Annotated in this window: 21 protein-coding genes; 8 read left to right on the top strand and 13 right to left on the bottom strand. The window is 39.1% G+C overall.

Annotation, left to right across the window (positions count from 1 at the left end):
• Window positions 1–46: 46 nt before the first annotated feature.
• Both lptG and lptF read right to left on the bottom strand, forming a co-directional pair.
• On the bottom strand, window positions 47–1,117 hold the full coding sequence (gene lptG, locus AC1M9F_RS07395; RefSeq protein ID WP_481597446.1) for an LPS export ABC transporter permease LptG: 1,071 nt from the start codon (window positions 1,115–1,117) through the stop codon (window positions 47–49).
• Window positions 1,117–2,217, bottom strand: a complete 1,101-nt coding sequence (lptF, locus tag AC1M9F_RS07390) for an LPS export ABC transporter permease LptF (protein ID WP_035263893.1) — start codon at window positions 2,215–2,217, stop codon at window positions 1,117–1,119. Before lptF ends, lptG begins: the two co-directional genes overlap by 1 nt.
• 143 nt (window positions 2,218–2,360) lie before the next feature.
• Between lptF and AC1M9F_RS07385 the strand changes: the two genes are divergently transcribed.
• The 4 genes from AC1M9F_RS07385 to AC1M9F_RS07370 all read left to right on the top strand — a co-directional run bounded on the left by AC1M9F_RS07385 (window position 2,361) and on the right by AC1M9F_RS07370 (window position 5,174).
• Complete coding sequence (locus AC1M9F_RS07385) at window positions 2,361–3,800, top strand: leucyl aminopeptidase (RefSeq protein ID WP_481597445.1); 1,440 nt, start codon at window positions 2,361–2,363, stop codon at window positions 3,798–3,800.
• The gene (locus AC1M9F_RS07380; RefSeq protein ID WP_481597444.1) at window positions 3,800–4,207 is read left to right on the top strand and encodes a DNA polymerase III subunit chi; all 408 of its coding nucleotides are present in this window, start codon (window positions 3,800–3,802) and stop codon (window positions 4,205–4,207) included. Before AC1M9F_RS07385 ends, AC1M9F_RS07380 begins: the two co-directional genes overlap by 1 nt.
• Window positions 4,208–4,237: 30 nt before the next feature.
• Complete coding sequence (gene blhA, locus AC1M9F_RS07375; protein ID WP_481591495.1) at window positions 4,238–4,846, top strand: cell division protein BlhA; 609 nt, start codon at window positions 4,238–4,240, stop codon at window positions 4,844–4,846.
• 109 nt (window positions 4,847–4,955) lie between these two features.
• Window positions 4,956–5,174, top strand: a complete 219-nt coding sequence (locus tag AC1M9F_RS07370) for a hypothetical protein (RefSeq protein ID WP_481597443.1) — start codon at window positions 4,956–4,958, stop codon at window positions 5,172–5,174.
• A gap of 44 nt (window positions 5,175–5,218) precedes the next feature.
• Here AC1M9F_RS07370 and AC1M9F_RS07365 read toward each other — a convergent pair whose 3' ends face one another.
• The 7 genes from AC1M9F_RS07365 to glnK all read right to left on the bottom strand — a co-directional run bounded on the left by AC1M9F_RS07365 (window position 5,219) and on the right by glnK (window position 11,380).
• Window positions 5,219–5,767 (bottom strand): VTT domain-containing protein, encoded by a 549-nt coding sequence (locus AC1M9F_RS07365; RefSeq protein WP_180028159.1) that lies wholly within the window; start codon window positions 5,765–5,767, stop codon window positions 5,219–5,221.
• Between the two features lie 111 nt (window positions 5,768–5,878).
• A complete protein-coding gene (locus AC1M9F_RS07360; RefSeq protein WP_092767353.1) occupies window positions 5,879–6,538 on the bottom strand; it encodes a riboflavin synthase in 660 nt (219 codons plus the stop codon).
• Window positions 6,539–6,566: 28 nt separating this feature from the next.
• Window positions 6,567–7,859, bottom strand: a complete 1,293-nt coding sequence (locus AC1M9F_RS07355) for a DNA adenine methylase (RefSeq protein WP_481597442.1) — start codon at window positions 7,857–7,859, stop codon at window positions 6,567–6,569.
• Window positions 7,856–8,953 (bottom strand): bifunctional diaminohydroxyphosphoribosylaminopyrimidine deaminase/5-amino-6-(5-phosphoribosylamino)uracil reductase RibD, encoded by a 1,098-nt coding sequence (ribD, locus tag AC1M9F_RS07350; protein ID WP_481597441.1) that lies wholly within the window; start codon window positions 8,951–8,953, stop codon window positions 7,856–7,858. The genes AC1M9F_RS07355 and ribD overlap by 4 nt, the downstream gene beginning before the upstream one ends.
• A gap of 31 nt (window positions 8,954–8,984) precedes the next feature.
• Window positions 8,985–9,449: a transcriptional regulator NrdR gene (gene nrdR / locus AC1M9F_RS07345; protein WP_092767359.1), complete on the bottom strand. Its 465-nt coding sequence runs from the start codon at window positions 9,447–9,449 to the stop codon at window positions 8,985–8,987.
• 138 nt (window positions 9,450–9,587) lie between these two features.
• A complete protein-coding gene (locus tag AC1M9F_RS07340; protein ID WP_035263878.1) occupies window positions 9,588–10,982 on the bottom strand; it encodes an ammonium transporter in 1,395 nt (464 codons plus the stop codon).
• A 59-nt stretch (window positions 10,983–11,041) separates the two neighbouring features.
• Window positions 11,042–11,380 (bottom strand): P-II family nitrogen regulator, encoded by a 339-nt coding sequence (gene glnK, locus AC1M9F_RS07335; protein ID WP_004650081.1) that lies wholly within the window; start codon window positions 11,378–11,380, stop codon window positions 11,042–11,044.
• A gap of 272 nt (window positions 11,381–11,652) precedes the next feature.
• On the opposite strand from glnK, the gene AC1M9F_RS07330 reads away from it, so the two are divergent.
• Entirely contained in the window at window positions 11,653–11,880 is a 228-nt protein-coding gene (locus AC1M9F_RS07330; RefSeq protein WP_092767430.1) for an accessory factor UbiK family protein, read from the top strand.
• An 89-nt stretch (window positions 11,881–11,969) separates the two neighbouring features.
• Window positions 11,970–13,454: a YifB family Mg chelatase-like AAA ATPase gene (locus AC1M9F_RS07325; RefSeq protein WP_092767363.1), complete on the top strand. Its 1,485-nt coding sequence runs from the start codon at window positions 11,970–11,972 to the stop codon at window positions 13,452–13,454.
• Between the two features lie 43 nt (window positions 13,455–13,497).
• Here the strand turns inward: AC1M9F_RS07325 and AC1M9F_RS07320 are convergent, their stop codons facing one another.
• Window positions 13,498–14,238, bottom strand: coding sequence for a TorF family putative porin (locus AC1M9F_RS07320; protein ID WP_481596094.1), 741 nt, complete (start codon window positions 14,236–14,238; stop codon window positions 13,498–13,500).
• 689 nt (window positions 14,239–14,927) lie between these two features.
• Here AC1M9F_RS07320 and AC1M9F_RS07315 point away from each other — a divergent pair.
• Window positions 14,928–16,238, top strand: a complete 1,311-nt coding sequence (locus AC1M9F_RS07315; protein WP_481597440.1) for an OprD family outer membrane porin — start codon at window positions 14,928–14,930, stop codon at window positions 16,236–16,238.
• Between the two features lie 101 nt (window positions 16,239–16,339).
• Here AC1M9F_RS07315 and ppa read toward each other — a convergent pair whose 3' ends face one another.
• Both ppa and AC1M9F_RS07305 read right to left on the bottom strand, forming a co-directional pair.
• Window positions 16,340–16,876: an inorganic diphosphatase gene (gene ppa, locus AC1M9F_RS07310; protein ID WP_005233448.1), complete on the bottom strand. Its 537-nt coding sequence runs from the start codon at window positions 16,874–16,876 to the stop codon at window positions 16,340–16,342.
• A 121-nt stretch (window positions 16,877–16,997) separates the two neighbouring features.
• On the bottom strand, window positions 16,998–17,396 hold the full coding sequence (locus AC1M9F_RS07305) for an MAPEG family protein (RefSeq protein WP_035268067.1): 399 nt from the start codon (window positions 17,394–17,396) through the stop codon (window positions 16,998–17,000).
• A gap of 100 nt (window positions 17,397–17,496) precedes the next feature.
• Here AC1M9F_RS07305 and AC1M9F_RS07300 point away from each other — a divergent pair, with 100 nt between their 5' ends.
• Window positions 17,497–17,880 (top strand): hypothetical protein, encoded by a 384-nt coding sequence (locus AC1M9F_RS07300; RefSeq protein WP_035268065.1) that lies wholly within the window; start codon window positions 17,497–17,499, stop codon window positions 17,878–17,880.
• A gap of 39 nt (window positions 17,881–17,919) precedes the next feature.
• Here the strand turns inward: AC1M9F_RS07300 and AC1M9F_RS07295 are convergent, their stop codons facing one another.
• Window positions 17,920–19,593, bottom strand: coding sequence for a long-chain-fatty-acid--CoA ligase (locus AC1M9F_RS07295; protein ID WP_179998903.1), 1,674 nt, complete (start codon window positions 19,591–19,593; stop codon window positions 17,920–17,922).
• Window positions 19,594–19,726: the final 133 nt, after the last annotated feature.

Here is a 19,726-nt window from a genome sequence, read left to right as displayed (position 1 = left end):
TGGCTTTGATTGATCTAGACCATCTATTTTTCAATTTAAAAATTCTCTAGCGCGCTCGATATAGCAAATAGCTACCTACCGCAAAGATAAGCACAATTGGCAGAAAAACAAACCAAGCTGGAGATGGTGAATACACCAAACTCGCGTACCCTAAGAAGTCTTGTAGGTAGTAAAAACCAAGCCCTACAAATAACGCAATCACTAAACGAAAACCCATAGACTGTTGCCGTAAAGGGCCAAAAATAAAAGAGCAAGCAATCAGTACGAGTGCCAACAATGCAAATGGCGAAGCCACTTTTTGCCAGAATGCAAGTAAATACGTTTTAGGAACTTGACTATATTCATTCATATAGCGCATAAAACTGATCAATTGGCTTGGAGCTAAATCTTCAGGATCAATCGTCACCATATGAACATATTTAGGTTGAAGCGCTAAAGCAACATCCTGCTGAGGAGTTTGAATCAGTCTCGAATAGCCTTCAGGAAAAATATCCATCTGACTGGCTTCAATTAAAGACCATTGTCCATTTTGTACAAATTGACCTTGATTCGCAGTCAAGACTGACTTCAGACGATAATCTTGATCAAAGTCCATCATCTCAACTTGACGTAACTGCCCTTGCGCATTTGCATAGTCAATATAAATAAATCGTTGACCTTCTCTAGTCCAATACCCTTTGACTTCGCCAAGCTCAGCAACAGAACGACGGTCTTTAATACTTTCCGCCCGCTCATTGGTGTAAGGAATAACATATTCACTGAGTAAAAATGAAAGCAATACCAAGAGCATTGCTGAGCGCATGACCCAACCCACAATACGCCACAGGCTAATCCCTGAAGCGCGCATGACAATCAGCTCACTATTTGAAGCCATTGAACCCAAACCGAGCACTGCACCAATCAATGCTGAAATAGGTAAAATTTCATATAAATATTGCGGTGAAGCCCATAGAACATGAATAAGCGCTTGCCAAGCTCCATATCCTTCTTTCAGGCTGCCTAATTCACCCATATAGGTAAAAAGAATTTGAAGGGCTGATAAAATCGCTGTAGCACCCAACATCGCCAGCGCTGTGGTTTTCGTCACATGTTTTGCGACAATTCGACGTGCCAACATTATGATTTCACCTGCTCAATTCGTTTTTTTAACTTAGGCGCTAGTTTTTGTTTACGCGAGAAAATCGCCGCACCCACTGCATAAACAATCAAGATAGCGGGATAAGCCCAAATACCAATCTCATCTTTACTAATTCTGGTTTTAATCGCCATTAATGCCACAATCAAACTGGCAAAAATTAAGAGTGCAGGAAATAATTTTAAATATCGTCCTTGGCGTGGAGTAACCTCAGACAATGCCGTTGCTAACATCAATGCCACAATCAATGTAAATGGCACAAATATTCTCCAGCCCAATTCACTGGCAACTACAGGGTCTTCACGAGTTTCAATCAACTTCGAAATTGGTAACGCTTCTACATCACCACTTTCGAATTTCGCCTCTTTATCACTTTCAAGACGCAAACGATATGAAGCAAATTCGGTATGACTATATTTCGGACTATCTTGATAAATTTCGTAACGACGACCTTGGGTTAAATCAACAACACTCGCTGTTTCACCGACCATTTCAACACGTGTCGCTTCTTTCGCTAAAATCATGATGTCAGGTTTTTCAGGCTTATCTGCACGCTGATAGAAGAAAATTTCTTTTAAGTTTTTACGATCTTCCGAAAGTGCGCCAGCATAAATGGTATAAGGACCTGAGGAAATAAACTCTTTTGGACGTACCAAATCAAAGCCTGATCGAACCGCTTGGGTCGTCGTAAGCTTTTCAAATTCACGTATACCCCATGGAGACATCCATACCATTAATACCGTTTGAATGGCCAAATAAATGGCTGTGAGAGGTAACAATAAACGAGCCAATTGATTACGACTAACACCACTGCCATTGAGAACCGCCATTTCATGATCTACATACAGTCGGCCAAACACCAACATGAGACCAATGAAAAAACCTAAAGGTAAGATCAATGTCAAAAATTCTGGAAGACGGTAGCCAATGATGCTAAATAAAATACTTGCATCCATTCGACCCTGAGCTGCCACGCCAAAATACTTGATCAAACGCCCACCCAACATGATGAGTGTAAGCAATGAAATCACAACCACAGAGGTAGATACCACTTGTTTGACGAGGTAACGTCTTATAATCAAAGTAATCTTCCAAAATTAGGTTAAATCGGCTAGCGCTAGTTTACCCGAATGTTAAAAATATAAAACCTCATTGAAATTCTATCATTGGTAGTGTTTCAATGGTTTAATGATTTAAACGGTCTCAATAGGCACACAACAAGCATATGAAACTTTCAATTAATACATCATTGGCACAAATTTCAGAAAGCCAACATTTGGTTATTTTAGTCGACTCTGAAAACACCCATGCAGTTAAAAGCAACTATCAAATCAACAATTTAGACAGCCTAACTGAAGCAGCTCAATTCAAAGCAGGTTTCAATGAGTCTTTATCGTTATTGGGTCAAATTGAAAATCAACCGAATAGCATTCTACTTGGCTTAGGTAATGCACAAGAAGTTAAAGCTGCAAAATTAGCAAAAATTGCACAAACTATTATCAAAGCTTCACAAAAAAAATTCAAACAAATCAGTGTTGATATTTCAGCTTTGCCGAATGAATTACACTACTTATTTGCACTTAAACTCACTCAATCTGCTTATGCTTTTGACGAGTTTAAGTCGAAAAAAAATGGCTTTATACTCGAACAGGTTCATCTAATTGCATCAAACTCTACGCTAACGTCAAATCAACTCAACTTAATTCAAGCAATTGAAAGCGGTCAAAACATTGCACGTGATTTAGCAAATCGTCCAGGAAATATTTGTTTTCCTGAATATTTAGCGGATCATGCAATTGCATTGGCAGCAGAATTCCCAGATTTATTGAAAGTAACCGTGCTAGATGAACAGCAAATTGCTGATCTTGGCATGAATGCATTTCTTGCAGTCAGCAAAGGTTCAGATCGCCCTGGACGTATCATTACTCTTGAATATCAAGGTCAACTTGAACAAGCTCCTATCGTCCTCGTGGGTAAAGGAATCACTTTCGATACGGGTGGTATTTCATTAAAACCAGGTTTAGGCATGGATGAAATGAAATACGATATGGGTGGTGCAGCTTCAGTTTTAGGAACCATGCGCTCACTCTGTGAAGCTCGCCTTCCGATTCATGTTGTAGGTGCAATTGCGGCGGCTGAGAACATGCCATCAGGTCATGCAACTCGACCAGGTGATATCGTCACCACGATGAGTGGTCAAACTGTTGAAATTCTAAATACAGATGCCGAAGGTCGCTTAGTCCTCTGTGACACGCTGACCTATGTCAAACGCTTTAACCCAGAACTTGTGATTGATATCGCAACATTAACAGGCGCTTGTGTTGTTGCTTTAGGCTCTGTTTTAACAGGTATGTTCACACCAGATGATGAACTGGCAAATGAACTTTCTCAAGCTGGTGAACAATCATTTGACCGTGTATGGCGTATGCCGGTCTATGATGACTACCAAGAACAGCTTGACTCTCCATTTGCTGATATTGCCAATATTGGTGGTCCAAAAGCTGGTGCTGTTACAGCTGCTTGCTTCTTGCAACGCTTCACACGTGAATATCGTTGGGCACATTTAGATGTTGCTGGTACAGCTTGGACATCTGGCGCAGCAAAAGGTGCAACTGGTCGCCCAGTTCCATTATTGGTTCAATTTCTCGCAAATCGCGTAAATTAATGTCTAAAATCAGCTTCTACTTATTTGAAATGAGTCCAGAACGACAGGTCCAAAGTGCCTGTCGTTTATGTCGAAAAATTCTGCGTAACCCTGCAAAAATATGGATTCATTGTCCAGAATTGAGCATTCAAAATGAACTCGATGATTTACTTTGGAGTTTCGATCCGCAGAGTTTTTTGACACATGGCATTGATGATCAATCAGCAGCTATTTGTATTTCGTCTAAGCTCCCTGAAACTCAGGAATGGATCGTGTTTAATTTTCACATTCATGCACTTGAAGATCCTTCACGTTTCAGTCACATTATCGAAATTATTGAAAACAACGAAGCTGCCAAAGAAATTGGACGAGAGAAATATAAAACCTATCGAAAATTAGGTATCTCACCTCAAACACATAAACTTTAGCGCGTTGTCATTGGAAAAAGGAGAATCACGGTGGCCATTAATGTCGGTCAAGATTTTAAAAAACGTTGGTTGAAAGCGCCAGAAGCGGTTCGCCAAGCTTTTATCGACGACCTTAATCGCATCAGTGATTTACTCGAACCTCAAACTCAACCAGAGCAATGGCTAGACCATGATAATCGTGCCCAGCAAGTGGCTCAATTAAAGGTTGAACAGGCTTATGCGGATGAAAAAGCACGATTAATTGAAGAAGCTCGTATTCGTAAGCAATTGGCTTTAGAAAAATCATTAGCAGAAAAACGTGCACTGCAAGAGGCTTATAATCAAAAGCTTCTACAAGATGAATATCTTAAATTTCAACAACAAACCGATTCGCTCGTACAGTTACGACAAGTGATTGATGCAGAAATCGATGAATATACTGAAAAATACCAAAAAGTGACTACACCCCATCGGGACTTTTCAGGAAACTCTCCCGCGCATTTATCAATTCATCAAGATTTAGATACGATTCGTTTACGTCTCGAGCTTGAAGCTGAAACCATGATTGAAGATGCCGTACAAATTTTTAAATCAAAACTCCAAGCAGCAGCAAAAGAAGAGATCGAACTTATTTTAAAAAATACATCTCTCCCCTCTTAGAGGCTCGAACGGTGGATGCTTAGTGTCATCAAAATGAAACATATTTGTCACACCATGAATGTGATTTAAATGCTCTCTGCGATTTGACGGACATGAGGAAAGTATCACCATGGATCTTTTAAGCAACATCTCTGAACGAATCACTCATTTGAAATCTGGCGAACATGTCACGATCAGTGCTCAAGAACTATTGATTAGTCGAGCAGATTTTCAATCGGTTTTAGTGTATTTAAAACATGAGTCGAAAAAAGGCGACTTTTTAATTCAAGATGAAGTTTTGGTAGAGAATTGGTTTGATCGCACATCACTCACCATTAATAAAATTTAAAAGAGCCCACTGAGGGCTTTTTTTATCAGGTTTGAAGTATCAATTTAAGCAAAAAAATCTAAAACGGCTGAGAATATATTTCCCATGCCATACCCCATACCTAGTAAAAGTGCGATCCAAATCCAAGCACCAATAATATTGTAAAACATGAAACTGCTATAGCTCATATATCCAGAGCCAGCAGCGAATGGAGCAAAAGAACGTACAAAAGGGATAAAGCGCGCAATTAAAATGGTCTTACCACCATGTTTTTCGAAATAAGCATTCGTTTTGGCAATATACTCAGGTTTTAACCAACGTGAGTGGTCGCTAAAATATTTAATACCAAGCCATCGCCCTGTATAGAAATTGAGAATATAACCAAGGACTGAGGCGATAAATAATAACAATCCCATATAGTGCAAATGAATCAACTCAGTGGTCGAACATAAAGCACCGATGGCGATGAGCAAACTGTCCCCAGGTAAAAAAAACATGAAAACGGAACCATTTTCCGCAAATATCACTAAAAATAAAATTGCGTAAATCCATACGCCATATTGCTCTAATAAACTAGGTAAAAGCTGCTCTAAATGCAGTAAAAAATCAATCATTCTGAAGTTCTCTGAGCATGTTGCTTTCTCCTTTAGATAGATTGTATACCTAATTTATTTAAACAAAAAAACAGCCTAAAAATTTAGGCTGTTTTCTATTTTAATCATTTTTTAACGTAAAAAGCCATTCTGTGCTAAAAATTCCATGCTTAATTTAGACTCAGGTTTATGTTCAGCAGCCTTATCCCCAAGCAATAAACGTTCAATATATCGTGCAAGTACATCGACTTCTAAGTTTACTTTAGTCCCGACTTTCCACGTACTAATATTGGTCCGCTCTGCAGTATGAGGAATAAGATTTAAACTCAACACATTGCCACGTAGATGATTGATTGTAAGACTAATTCCATCAACTGTGATGGAACCTTTCTCCGCTAAATATTTTGCAATTTCAGGCGGGGCCGTTACCTCAAAATAGAGTGAACGTGCATCTTGACGTTGCACCGTAATTTCACCAACTACATCTACATGTCCACTAACAATATGACCACCAAAGCGAGTTGTTGGTAACATCGCTTTTTCTACATTGACGGTTTGCCCAACCTTCCAACTCGATAAAGTTGTACGATGAATACTTTCAAGTGACACATCTGCTTCGTACCATTGATTGCCCCATGCAATAACAGTTAAGCAGATGCCATTAGTCGCAATAGAATCACCCAAGTGAACATCAGACATATCAAGATCAGTCTGTATGCGCAAGCGGATATCACCACCTACATTTTGTAAACTTTCGACTTTTCCTAAACTTTCTACAATGCCTGTAAACATAATGGGTACTCTTAAATTTGTTCTATTTTTACCATAAATCCAATTGTTCAGCGACGCCTGTAGTATCAACTCCACCCAATTCAGCATAGTGGTGTAACTGACCAAGTAACTGTCGAATTGGCGGTCCTGATTTTGCGTGCGTGTCGGTAATGACGATAAACTCAAGAACGCGCGCACGCTCAGACTGACGCTGCTTACTCACACGATATCTTGGAACATCTTGAGTCAAAATTGTGACTCGTCCACGCTCTAAATTCGCTTTAAGTAAATCGCCAGCCTCAATATTTCCATCCGTTGAATAACTGGTCAAAATATAGCGTGCATTAATGGTTTGCAAAAGCTTTTCATACGCTTCTTTGGCATGTTTAGAAGAATTGTATGGGCTTGGTCGTTCTTTACGCCAAGCACGGTCGATTCCACTCTTGAAACCCTTAGTATCTGGACTTGGTAAATCTACCTGATCCCATAAAGTCAAAGCATTCAATACATGATAGTTGCTACTATACGCATGCTGATTATAGGGTGGATCCAAATATGCCACATCGACTTCGAAACCGCTCATTTGATTTACTAAATGTTGAGCATCCACACACCACATTTCAGCCGCTGGGCCTGTCAGATTTGAATTTTCACAAAAACGACTTGGGGTCAGCCATAGTAATGATTCAATTCGCTCTAAAGCCGTCTGAGTTTTACCGCCCCAGCCGTGATGGAAACTCTTAAATACGCCTGACGTATTACTCACAAAACTTGCTGAATACAACAAAGGTGCAAGTAAAGCGCTCATTTCAACATCATCAATTGCACCTTGAGCTTGCCAAGTTGCAATTTGTTGACGAATTGCATCAATACGCATGCCATTTCGACGCTTGAAAAATAAACGGTCTCTTGATGGATCATAGATCTCATCATTACGAGGGCAGAGATTGTGTGTCACCCACCCTTTGACTTCAGGCAAGCGATTTAGATAGTCAATTGCTTTCTGATATCCGCCTAATTCTTTAAAAGCAGGAGCTTCAGTACATGACAATATGGCATGATTGAGTGCGTGGCTGTAAGGCTCCCAATCATTCGCTATCACTCGGTAGCCGTTTTGACGAGCCAAACGAGAAACCACACCGCTTCCAGCAAAAAAGTCCGCAAAGATAGGCGCTCGACCTGAACTCGTATTCAAAGTTCCAGTGCTTTCTAATGCCTCAAGAATCAAATGTAATAAACGACGCTTGTTGCCTAAATAAGGCACAAGTTGATTAAACAAATACTCATCTGTCGTACGTGCTGCATGGCGACGTTTATGATAAACCGTTGACTCTGTACTCATAGCGACTCTTGATCAGGGATTAATTTTAAACGGATGTCATCACCTAACTGAGTTACATCTTGAAGTTTAAAACGGAGTTGTTCTGTCATTAGATTAAATTCAGCATTAAACATTGGACGAGCTAATTGACCTAATAGTGTAGGCGCAATATAACTAATCAATTCGTCTACCAAATTTTCCTGCAAAAATGCAGTAGATAGGGTTGCACCAGCTTCCACCATCACATCATAGATTTGAAAATCTTTTAAGACTTTTAGCAATTCAACTAAGGGTTGAACTTCGAGTTGAATCACGCCAAGTTGTGCAAGCTCTGCTCGAAATGGCCCCATGACCATGACAGTATCAGGATTCTCTAACACTTTAGCATCTAAAGGTAAGCGACCTTGACGATCTAAAATCACACGTTTAGGCTGCACAACTCGCTCTAATTCAATATTCGGTAAAGCTCGAACATTCAACTGACAATCATCAGCCAAAACTGTTTCAATGCCTGTGATCACCGCACCAGAAATTGCACGCCAATGTTGAACATCCTGACGTGCCAATTCACCTGTAATCCACTTCGACTCCCCTGAAGCCATTGCTGTACGACCATCGAGACTCGAAGCGACCTTTAAACGTACATAAGGTAATCCCTTAGACATAGCTTTAAAGAAGCCTAAGTTCAAAGGACGCGCTTCCAACTCACAGATCCCGACTTCAACGTCTATACCTGCTTGTTGTAGGATATCCACACCTTTACCAGCAACCAATGGATTAGGATCTGAACAAGCCACTATCACTTTTGCAATGCCCGCTTCGACCAAACCTTTAGCACAAGGAGGAGTACGACCATAATGCGCACAAGGTTCTAATGTGACATACGCGGTTGCACCCTGTGCTTGCTCCCCTGCTTGACGAAGTGCAAACACTTCGGCATGTGGTTGCCCAGCTTGGGGGTGAAAACCTTCACCAATGATCTGTCCGTCTTTGACAATGACACAACCCACATTAGGATTTGGTTTTGTCGAATATTGACCTTGCTTCGCCAATGCTATTGCACGACGCATCCACATTTGATCTTGATCGATCTGTTGTTGCGAGAACTCAGACATTCATAACCTTGAAGTTGAATTTGGGGCGAGATTAATGTTCTTGATCTCGGTGTTGCATTTGTTCGATTTGACGGCGAAATGCTTCTACATCTTGGAAATCTTGATATACAGAGGCAAAACGTACGTATGCGACATGATCAAGGGCAAATAAAGCCTTCATTACAATTTCGCCTATAGTACGCGAACGCACATCACGTTCACCTAGTCGACGAATTTGAAGTTGAATATCACTGACCACCGCTTCAATTTGTTCTTGTGTCACAGGACGTTTTTGTAAAGCATGCATGAGTGAACGACGAAGTTTCGCTTCATCATAAGGTTCGTTTTTACCATCGGACTTGGTGACACGAGGCATCACCACTTCAAAACTTTCAAAAGTAGTAAAACGCTCATTACAACTAATACATTCACGACGACGGCGAATTTGGCAGCCTTCAGCAGCTAAACGTGAATCAATCACCTTACTATCAGCGGCGTTGCAAAATGGACAATGCATAGCAGTTTAATTGAACAAATTCTATTTGCACCAAGTGTATCAAAAAATTCTGCTCATGTTGAGCTTTCATCAATATATAGAAAAAAAACAGCCCCAAAGGGCTGTTTCACACTATATATTGATTATTGTGTTCAATCGTTATTCAACACGCTCACCATGTTGACTTAAATCCAGACCCATACGCTCATCGTCTGACTCAACACGAATACCGATGATTAAATCAATGACTTTTAAGATGATGAATGTCAGGATTGCTGAATAAGCGATTGTTGCAAGAACACCTTCAACTTGTACCCATAATTGGCTTAATACGTTTGTAGGTGCTGCATCGCCCATGATGAATTCACTTGCAAAGAATGCGGTTAGAATTGCGCCAACGATACCACCAACACCGTGAAGTCCAAAGGCATCTAATGAGTCATCCGCTTTCAATGCACGTTTTAATGCTGTAATACCCCAGAAGCATACGACACCACCAATTAAGCCCATCGCTAAAGCACCACCTACTGTCACGAATCCAGCAGCTGGCGTAATCACAACCAGGCCAGCTACCGCACCTGATGCCGCACCCAACACTGAAGCTTTGCCACGAACGACTTTTTCAGTGATTAACCATGAAATGGCAGCAGCGGCAGCAGCAACTTGAGTTACCACCAATGCATAACCTGCTGAACCATTTGCACCTAATGCAGAACCACCATTGAAACCAAACCAGCCGACCCAAATTAAACTCGCACCAATGACAGTCAATGTAAGGTTATGTGGTGCCATTGATTCTTTGCCTAGCCCCATACGCTTACCAAGCATATACGCCGCAACTAAACCAGCAACACCTGAGTTAATATGAACAACAGTACCACCTGCAAAATCAAGTGCACCATCGTTACCTAACCAACCACCACCCCATACCCAATGTGTAATAGGAGCATAGACAACCACCACCCAAATTGCGATAAACGCAACAAAAGCACTGAATTTCATACGCTCAGCAATAGAACCACTGATAATGGCAACGGTAATGATTGCAAATGTCATCTGGAAGATGACAAATAAAATTTCTGGAATTGTTCCACTCAATGCTTCTGTAGTGATACCAGACAACATAAATTTATCTAGACTTCCAATAAAGGCATTACCTTCACCAAAAGCAAGTGTGTAACCAACCACCACCCAAGCGATACTGACTACCGCAGCAGCGACAAAGCTGTGTGCCATGGTACTTAAGACATTTTTTTTACGTACCATACCGCCGTAGAACAGCGCTAAACCAGGAATGGTCATGAGTAAAACGAGTGCAGTTGAAACTAAAATCCAGGCAGTGTCACCCGTATCAAGAACTGCCGCTTCTTCAGCAGGAGCTTCTTCTGGAGCTGCTGGTAATGTTTCAACCAAATTAGAATCTGTAGATGAAGCCTCAGTTTCAACAACTGCAACTTCAGTAGAAGTTGGTTCTGACACTGCTTCTTCAGCCCATGCGACAGAACCACCTAAGAGTGCGCCAGACAAGCTCAGCGCCATTAGCATTTTTTTCATTCGTATCCCCCAACCTAGTTTTTGTGAGTTATTCGCTACTCAGCAAACTTCATGCCAAATTAAACTGCGTCAGCACCAGTCTCACCAGTACGGATACGGATAACTTGTTCTAGATTCGTCACGAAAATTTTTCCGTCACCAATTTTGCCAGTACTAGCTACACGTGTAATTGATTCAATCACTGAATCAACCATTTCGTCACTGATTGCGATTTCAATTTTTACTTTAGGTAAAAAATCAACCACATATTCAGCACCACGATAAAGTTCAGTATGACCTTTTTGACGACCAAAACCTTTTACTTCAGTTACGGTGATCCCTTGAACGCCAATTTCAGAGAGTGCTTCACGCACGTCATCTAATTTGAATGGTTTTACAATTGCTGTTACGAGTTTCATGTTGTTTTCCTTCGGCTTTTTTCACCAGTAAGGTTTTATGTTCAAATTTCATGCCAAACTTCATAATGGTTGGGGATATTAATCAGCCAGCATGAACTTATTTATAACCTATTTTATACGCCTACACGGTCTTATGTTCTAAAAATATTGGGAATTTTGATGGATTTTTTTTATGTTCTTATTGGTTTAACCTATGAAATGTAGTTAACACTAGGGTCAATCTAAAACGGATGTTAAACTTCAATGTTGATGACTTATTATTCGGAAGAACTATGATTGAAACTTTATTACAGGCAATCTTAGAACAGGTTGACCAACCCAAAAAAGATTTAGAAAAAAATGTGAGAGCGTTGTTAAACGAAGCGATTAGTAAAATGGATTTGGTTTCTAAAGAAGAAATTGAGCGTCAGAAAACTGCACTAAACAATGCCAATTTGCGTTTAACAGAACTTCAAACGCAATTAAAATCATTAGAAAGCTTAATTTCCGATCAAAAATAAGCAGCATTGCACCAATACAGTGCTTAAACACAAAGTTAGCGATTAAAAATAAAGCAATTCTAAAAATAATATAATAATGGTTCAATTTTATGTCATTTGCCAAAATTTATACCCGAGGTCTTCTTGGTTTACATGCACCACTGATTGAAGTCGAGGTTCATGTCAGCCAAGGATTACCTTCACTCACTATTGTAGGTCTTCCAGAAGCTGCTGTTCGAGAAAGTAAGGATCGTGTCCGTTCTGCAATCATTAATAGCGGTTTTCAATTTCCAACCAAACGGCTGACGATCAATCTAGCCCCAGCTGATTTACCCAAAGATAGTTCAAGGCTTGATTTACCTATTGCTTTGGGGATTTTAATCGCTTCTGGGCAACTACATGATCAAAATATTGACCGTTTTGAATTTATAGGTGAATTGGCACTCGATGGTCTGTTAAGACCTGTAACTGGAACTTTGACTATCGCAATGGCATGTCAAACCGCAGGTCATGAGTTAATGATTCCTGTGAGTAATTTGGATGATGCAGCCCTTCTTCCCAATTTTGAGGTGTATACAGCCAAGTCATTAAAAGATGTTTGCCAACACTTTGATCAATCGAGTCCAATTCAACCCATATTAGCGAATAAAACGATCCAACCTCAAATAAATCGATTTGATCTCGCTGATGTCAAAGGTCAATTACGTCCAAGACGCGCCTTAGAAATTGCAGCAGCTGGTGGACATTCTATTTTATTTAAAGGCCCGCCAGGCACTGGTAAAACACTGCTTGCCTCAAGATTGTCTGGCATCTTGCCCCCATTAACCAATCAAGAACACTTAGAGGTCGCAAGTATTTACTCCATTGCAAATACACCTTATCAATTTGGTCATCGCCCCTTTAGAGCGCCACATCATACGGCATCCGCTGTGGCCTTGGTTGGTGGTGGATCACACCCTCGACCAGGTGAGATCACCTTAGCCCATTTAGGTGTACTTTTTCTCGATGAATTACCTGAGTTTGACCGAAAAGTCTTAGAAGTATTGAGGCAGCCTCTTGAGTCGAAAGAAATCGTCATTTCCAGAGCATCAAGACAAATTACTTTCCCGGCTAATTTTCAATTTGTCGCTGCAATGAATCCATGTCCATGTGGATATGCCTTCAATCAAGACAGTCGTTGTCAATGTTCACCTGAATCAATTAAGCGCTATCAAAATCGAATTTCTGGCCCTTTACTAGATCGGATTGACTTACATATTGATGTGCCACCTTTACCTCCCCAAGACATGCAAAGCACTACACCGATGGAGAATTCTGAAACAGTCAGAAAACGGGTGATTCAGGCCTATGAGTTGCAAATTCAACGACAAGGTGTGACAAATCAAAATCTAAGTTCTCAACAGCTTGATCAAGTGGCTCAACTAGATGATTCTGCAAAAAAGATTATCGCTATGGCTCAGCAACGTTTGAATTTATCAGCACGTTCTTACCACCGAATCTTACGTGTCGCTCGTACAATTGCTGACTTAGCGAGTTCTGAACATATACAAACAGCTCACTTAACCGAAGCACTCTCTTATCGTAAACAGGAATAAAAAAAGCGACTCAGTTGAGTCGCTTTTTTTATTTGAGTTGAGTTTAGAAGCTATAACCCAATGCTAATACCATTTTATTCTTTAAATTGTTTCCATAACGATCATCACCACCAATAATATAATTCATGCTTGCTGTGACACCTGTTTCCCCTAAAGCTTTACTTAGACCAATATCAAAGTGACGGAAATTAAAACTTTCTGACTCTGGTGTTTCTGCAACATACTTACCGTCTTTTTCATAAACATATAAACCCAAAGCTGTGTCCAAGCTAAAATCGTTTGGTAGAGGATAACTATATGTAGCTTTTAAATATGTGTCTCCAGCGTTCCCCCAACCTGTATCTTCCAACAAAGTTTGAGCAGTTACTCCAACATCTTTGTAATTCAGACCAAGTAATAATTCAAAGCCATCATAAACTGACGTTTCAACGTCATAATAATAGTAATAAGTTGTACCTACAGTAAAACCAGTGTTTTCATTGATTGAACCGTTGTAACCCACATAAAAATTATTTTCCATTGGATTGGTAGTACCGTAAGCATCTGTACCTAACGTAGATGTCCACCACCCTGCGTACAATCCAGAACTATGGCTATAGTCTAATCCACCTTGTAATGTAGCTTCAGTATTTTCAGGAGCTGCCGTATTACCACGCAATATATAACTTGATAAAACACTGATATTACCCGATACAGAATGCGGTGAAGTTGGTGCCTCAGCAAAAGAAAATGTTGATGCAGATGCTACAACTGCTAGACCCAATGCTTGAATTGCTAATTTCATATTTATGTTCCCCCCACATCATGATTAGATGCTTTTTCGGTTTATTTGTTGAACTCATATGTGAATTAGCAATAGCTATGCCAAAGTTAAAGGTGTCTAGATACAAAGGAATTAAAACAACGAGATAAAATAATTTAAAGTAATGATTTTATTAATATATTTATTTAAATTTCTTATTTTTAAAAATATTCAAAGAAATTTTTTGTGATGATCCCCTTGAGTTAAATACATATCTTTTTAGATCACACATTCATTTACAACCTGCCTCATTTTAAGGCTATTTTTTAATCAACTTTAAAGTTGGAGTATCAAATTAGTGCAACACTAAAAGAAAATGATGTCTTAATCACATTAAAATTAAATGAAAATGAACTGAATAAATATCATTCTTATTTAAAATCCTTTATTCATCCTTATTTACTTCTGATGTTACAAAAAAAAACGTGCCAGATTGACTATATTAAATAAAAAAAAGAATATCAGGTTAAAAATAAATATATGTTATTAATAGTTAAATTTAATTTTATAATACTTTTAATCTTTAATAATTCACAACTTAGTTCAATTTATATACTTTTTGCTTATGACTTTAGGTGCGAAATTGTGAATAATAGAGCCAATTTTGTTATACATTACGTATACAAATACTAAACATTAACCATAATCATTTTGTATGAGGCTCTCTCCCAATGCAAAAATTCCAAAAACTAAGCTTAGCAGTTCTTATTCAAACTGCTTTAATTTCTACTGCATTTGCGAGTGAGCAAAGTGAATCAAAGGGCCTAGTCGCTGACGCGGAAGGTTCGGTTTTATTCCGTACTGGTTTTTTAAATCGTGACAAAAAAGATGGTTTAACAAACGATTCAAGTTCTACCGCTCAAACAGCAATAGTAAAATTAGAAACAGGTTTTACTGAGGGCATTGTCGGCTTTGGTGCTGGTATTATCGGTGATGCCTCATTTAAATTAGGCGCAAATAACAATACAGCTAACCAAATGATCCCTGTAGATGATAATGGCAATGCCTATGATCACTGGGTTCGTGGTGGTGGCTTTGTTAAAGCACGAGTTTCAAATACAACCATTACTTATGGTACACAAATTTCAGAAATCCCTGTGATCGCAAGTAACACAGCCCGTTTAACACCTGAGTATTTTACTGGTCTTTCTATTATCAGTAACGAAATAGATAACTTAAGTTTGTATGCAGGAAAATTTACTAAAAATCAATGGTCTAATGATATTAGTACTGATGAGCAAAATTTAGATCGTGCAGTCTATTGGGGTGCTAAATATAAATTTAATGATCAACTAAATTCTTCATACTATGGCTTAGATGTCAAAGACAAATTAGATCGTCATTATGCCAATGTGAACTATACACATGGTTTAAAAAATGATGCATCTTTAAGTTTAGATTTTTCTGGTTATCACACTGATTGGAAACAAGGTGCAGGTTCATCTGACCCACGTATTGACTTCCAAGATTTAAGCAACTCTATCTGGGGTGTTTCAGCAAGTTATAGTAAAGATGTTCACAATGTGATGATCTCGTATCAAGACAATGCTGGAAATACAGGTTATGACTATGCTTATAACTCAGATGGTTTACAAAGTATTTATGTACCAAACTCATATTTATCTGACTTTAATGGTAATGATGAGAAATCTGTTGGTCTTCAATACAACTACAACTTCAAAAATCACGGCTTAGCAGGCTTAAATTGGACGACTGCATTTGTTTATGGTTGGGATATTGATGTTGCTGAAAAAAACACTCCTTCGATAATTGTTGATCAAGCAGAAGAGCATGAATTCTTCAACCAGATCAAATACACCATCCAAACTGGATATCTTAAAGATGCAAGCTTAAGATTACGCCACTCTTATTTACGTGGTAGTGATACGTACAACAACGCTTCTGGCAATTACGTGAGTAATGCAATTGGTTCGACCAACGAATGGCGTATTTGGTTAGACATTCCCGTGAAATTATTCTAATTTTCAACTAAAAAGATCAATAAAAAAACCTGCACTTTGTGCAGGTTTTTTATAAAAGCTAAAAGATCAAAGTTTGTAGCTTTATTTATACATCAGGCAAATTATTTGTTTGCTTCAGCATAAGCAGCAATTGAGCTTAACACTTCTTGTTTAGCAACATCTGCACCTTCCCAACCACTTAACTTGACCCACTTACCTGGCTCTAAGTCTTTGTAGTGTTGGAAGAAATGTTCAATTTGGCTAATCAATAAAGGAGGAAGGTCAGTATATTCTTGAACATCTTTATAGATTGGCGTTAATTTATCGTGTGGTACAGCGACAAGTTTCGCATCAACACCACCATCATCTTCCATATTTAATTTACCCACTGGACGACAACGGATAACCGAACCTGGTTCTACAGGATGTGGTGTAACAACTAATACGTCTAATGGATCACCATCAAGAGATAATGTATTTGGTACATAACCGTAGTTTGCTGGGTAGAACATTGCAGTACCCATGAAACGATCTACGAAAAGTGCATCTGAATCTTTATCAATTTCATACTTAATTGGTGCTGCATTTGCAGGGATTTCGATAATTACATAGATATCGTTTGGTGCATCTTTACCTGCAGGGATATTACTGTAGCTCATAGCAAACTCTTTACTGTCAGTGTTCATTAAAATGGGGTTGATTATAACGCTTTATTCAGCAATCATCATTCGATTATACAAGCTGAAGATGTATTTTAGGTATGGTGTTAGTCTGTTTTTCTTAGAGCAATCGAATAATTAATAAAAGCAATAAGATCGGACAAAGCATTGATAAGAACCAAACAATTGATCTAAGAGTCGCCCAATTACATAAATAACAAATCCCATAGATGATTCGTAAGACGATATATGCCGAACCTAATAAAATCACCAATTGCTGTTGAACAACCATATACTCAGCCATCAAAACTGCCGCAATAAATAATGGCAAACTTTCAAAGCTATTTTGCTGAGCTGCATTTGCTCGAGCCGCTAAGCCTGTGGTTTTAGACATGAATTCACGCGGATTTTGATTATCCTGCCCTTTGAAACCACCTGCAATTTTAGCAATGACTGTAAATAAATAAGGGAGTAAACAAGCAATTAAAATAAGGTAAATAACACCTTCAATACCGTGCATGGATTTCAGTCCAATGATTTAAGCTGGTTTTATCTTAGCATGATGTTTGTGCGATAATTTTAGTTAAATTATTTTGTTTATTAAAATTCTGAGTAATGGCATGACCAATTCTGACCAAAAAAAGTTATTTGATGTTCTCGAGTTACAAAAGCAACATCAAAAACGTGTCGATCGTGTGCTTTATATCGTTCTTCCGATTATGGCTTTCTTGATCAGCGTAATTTGTGCCAATATGAATTGGCAATCGACTCTCGGCACATTACTGGTTCTCATCATCGCCTTTATCGCGGTAGGGATTAAACGAGCAAATAAATGGATCTGGCTGAGCATTATTTCAGTATATAGCTTAGTTGATATTTACTTCAGTTATTCAGGACAGTTACCGAGTTCTGCTGTAGGACGTCATTTAGGTACAATGCTGACATTCACATTTATTATTGCAACAGCGCGACCTTATATCGACCGTTGGCTAATGAAAGAATAAATTAAAAAAAGCGCCTTACGGCGCTTTTCTGAATTTGAATTATTTGCGTAAATCTTTACGAAGGATTTTACCGACATTCGATTTTGGCAATTCATCCATGAATTCAACATAACGAGGACGCTTATATCCTGTTAAGTTTTCTTTCGCAAAAGCTAATACTTCTTCTGTTGTTAATGATGGATCTTTCTTCACAACAAACAGCTTAGGCACTTCACCTGATTTTTCATCAGCTACACCAATCGCTGCAACCTCGAGTACTTTAGGATGTGTTGCAATCACTTCCTCGATTTCAGATGGGTATACGTTAAAGCCTGATACCAAGATCATATCTTTCTTACGATCAACAATCTTGAAGTAACCACGAGCATCCATGATACCGATATCACCAGTACGGAAGAAACCATCTGCGGTCATCACCTTAGCTGTTTCATCTGGTCGGTTCCAATAGCCTTTCATGACTTGAGGACCACGGATTGAAATCTCACCTTGCTCACCTTGTGGAACTTCATTGCCATCGTCATCCAAGACAGCGACATCCGTTAAAGGTAATGGGATACCAATCGTACCGCTAAACTCTTCAGATGCCGGTGGGTTTGCCGTTGCAATAGGTGAAGTTTCAGAAAGACCATAGCCTTCAATAATATTTGTACCTGTGATTTTTTTCCAAGCTGCAGCAGTTGAAGGCAATACAGCCATACCACCACCCATCGCCATTTTTAATTTGCTATGGTCAAGTTGTTTGAATTCTTCATTATGAACGAGTGCGTTGAATAAAGTATTCACTGCTGGGAAGAAACCAGGCTGATATTTGCGTAGCTCTTTAATGACTGCAGGGAGATCACGAGGGTTAGGAATCAATACGTTTGCTTGACCCTTGTACATACCATAAAGTGCACAAACCATGAATGCAAAGATATGATATAGCGGTAATGCACAGAAAATGCGATCGTCGCTCGCACCATCTTGAGCACCAAATTTAGATTGGAAAATACCATCTGCTTGCATTAAGTTTGCAACAAGGTTGCGATGTGTTAATTCCGCACCTTTTGATACGCCTGTTGTACCACCTGTATATTGCAATACAGCAGTGTCGCTCAACGTTGTTGCTGGGCGCTTATAATTTGCAGAACTGCCTTTAGACATCGCAGTCGTGAATTTCACATGTCCTGGGATACTCCAAGCTGGAATTTGCTTACGCACTTTACGTAAAACAAAATTCACGAGTGTACCTTTTAAGGTACCTAACATATCACCTACTGTCGCCACGATCACATGCTTAACTGGCGTTTTACCAAGAATTGATTGATAAACAGAAGCGAAGTTTTCAATAATCACAAGCGCTTCAGTGCCTGAGTCATTCAGTTGATGCTCAAGTTCACGAGCTGTGTAAAGTGGGTTCACGTTGACAAGGACTAAGCCCGCACGGAATACACCAAGTGCCACCACTGGATATTGCAGTACGTTTGGCATCATGACCGCTACGCGAGAACCTTTTGCTAAACCAAGGCTTTGAAGATAGGCTGCAAATTGACGGCTCGCCGTATCAAGTTCATTGAACGTTAATGTTTTATCCATAAAGATAAAAGCATCACGCGAACCAAATTTCTGGAAGTTTCTCTCAAAAATATCAACAAGAGAGGTATTTTCTGGTGGTAATTCTACTGTTTGTGGAATTCCAGTTTTTTGGTATTCAGCGAACCAAATCTTTTCCATAATGCCATATTCTCCAATTAGTAATACTTGGTTTTAAACTCTTATTTTCGATAATGTATTGAGCATCTTATTTAATTTATTGCTCAATAAAGCATCCATAGCCATAAATACATTTCATATATAACGTATTTTG

The organism is Acinetobacter sp. ANC_7504 (assembly GCF_056779995.1).
This window is presented reverse-complemented; position numbering and strand designations above follow the sequence as displayed.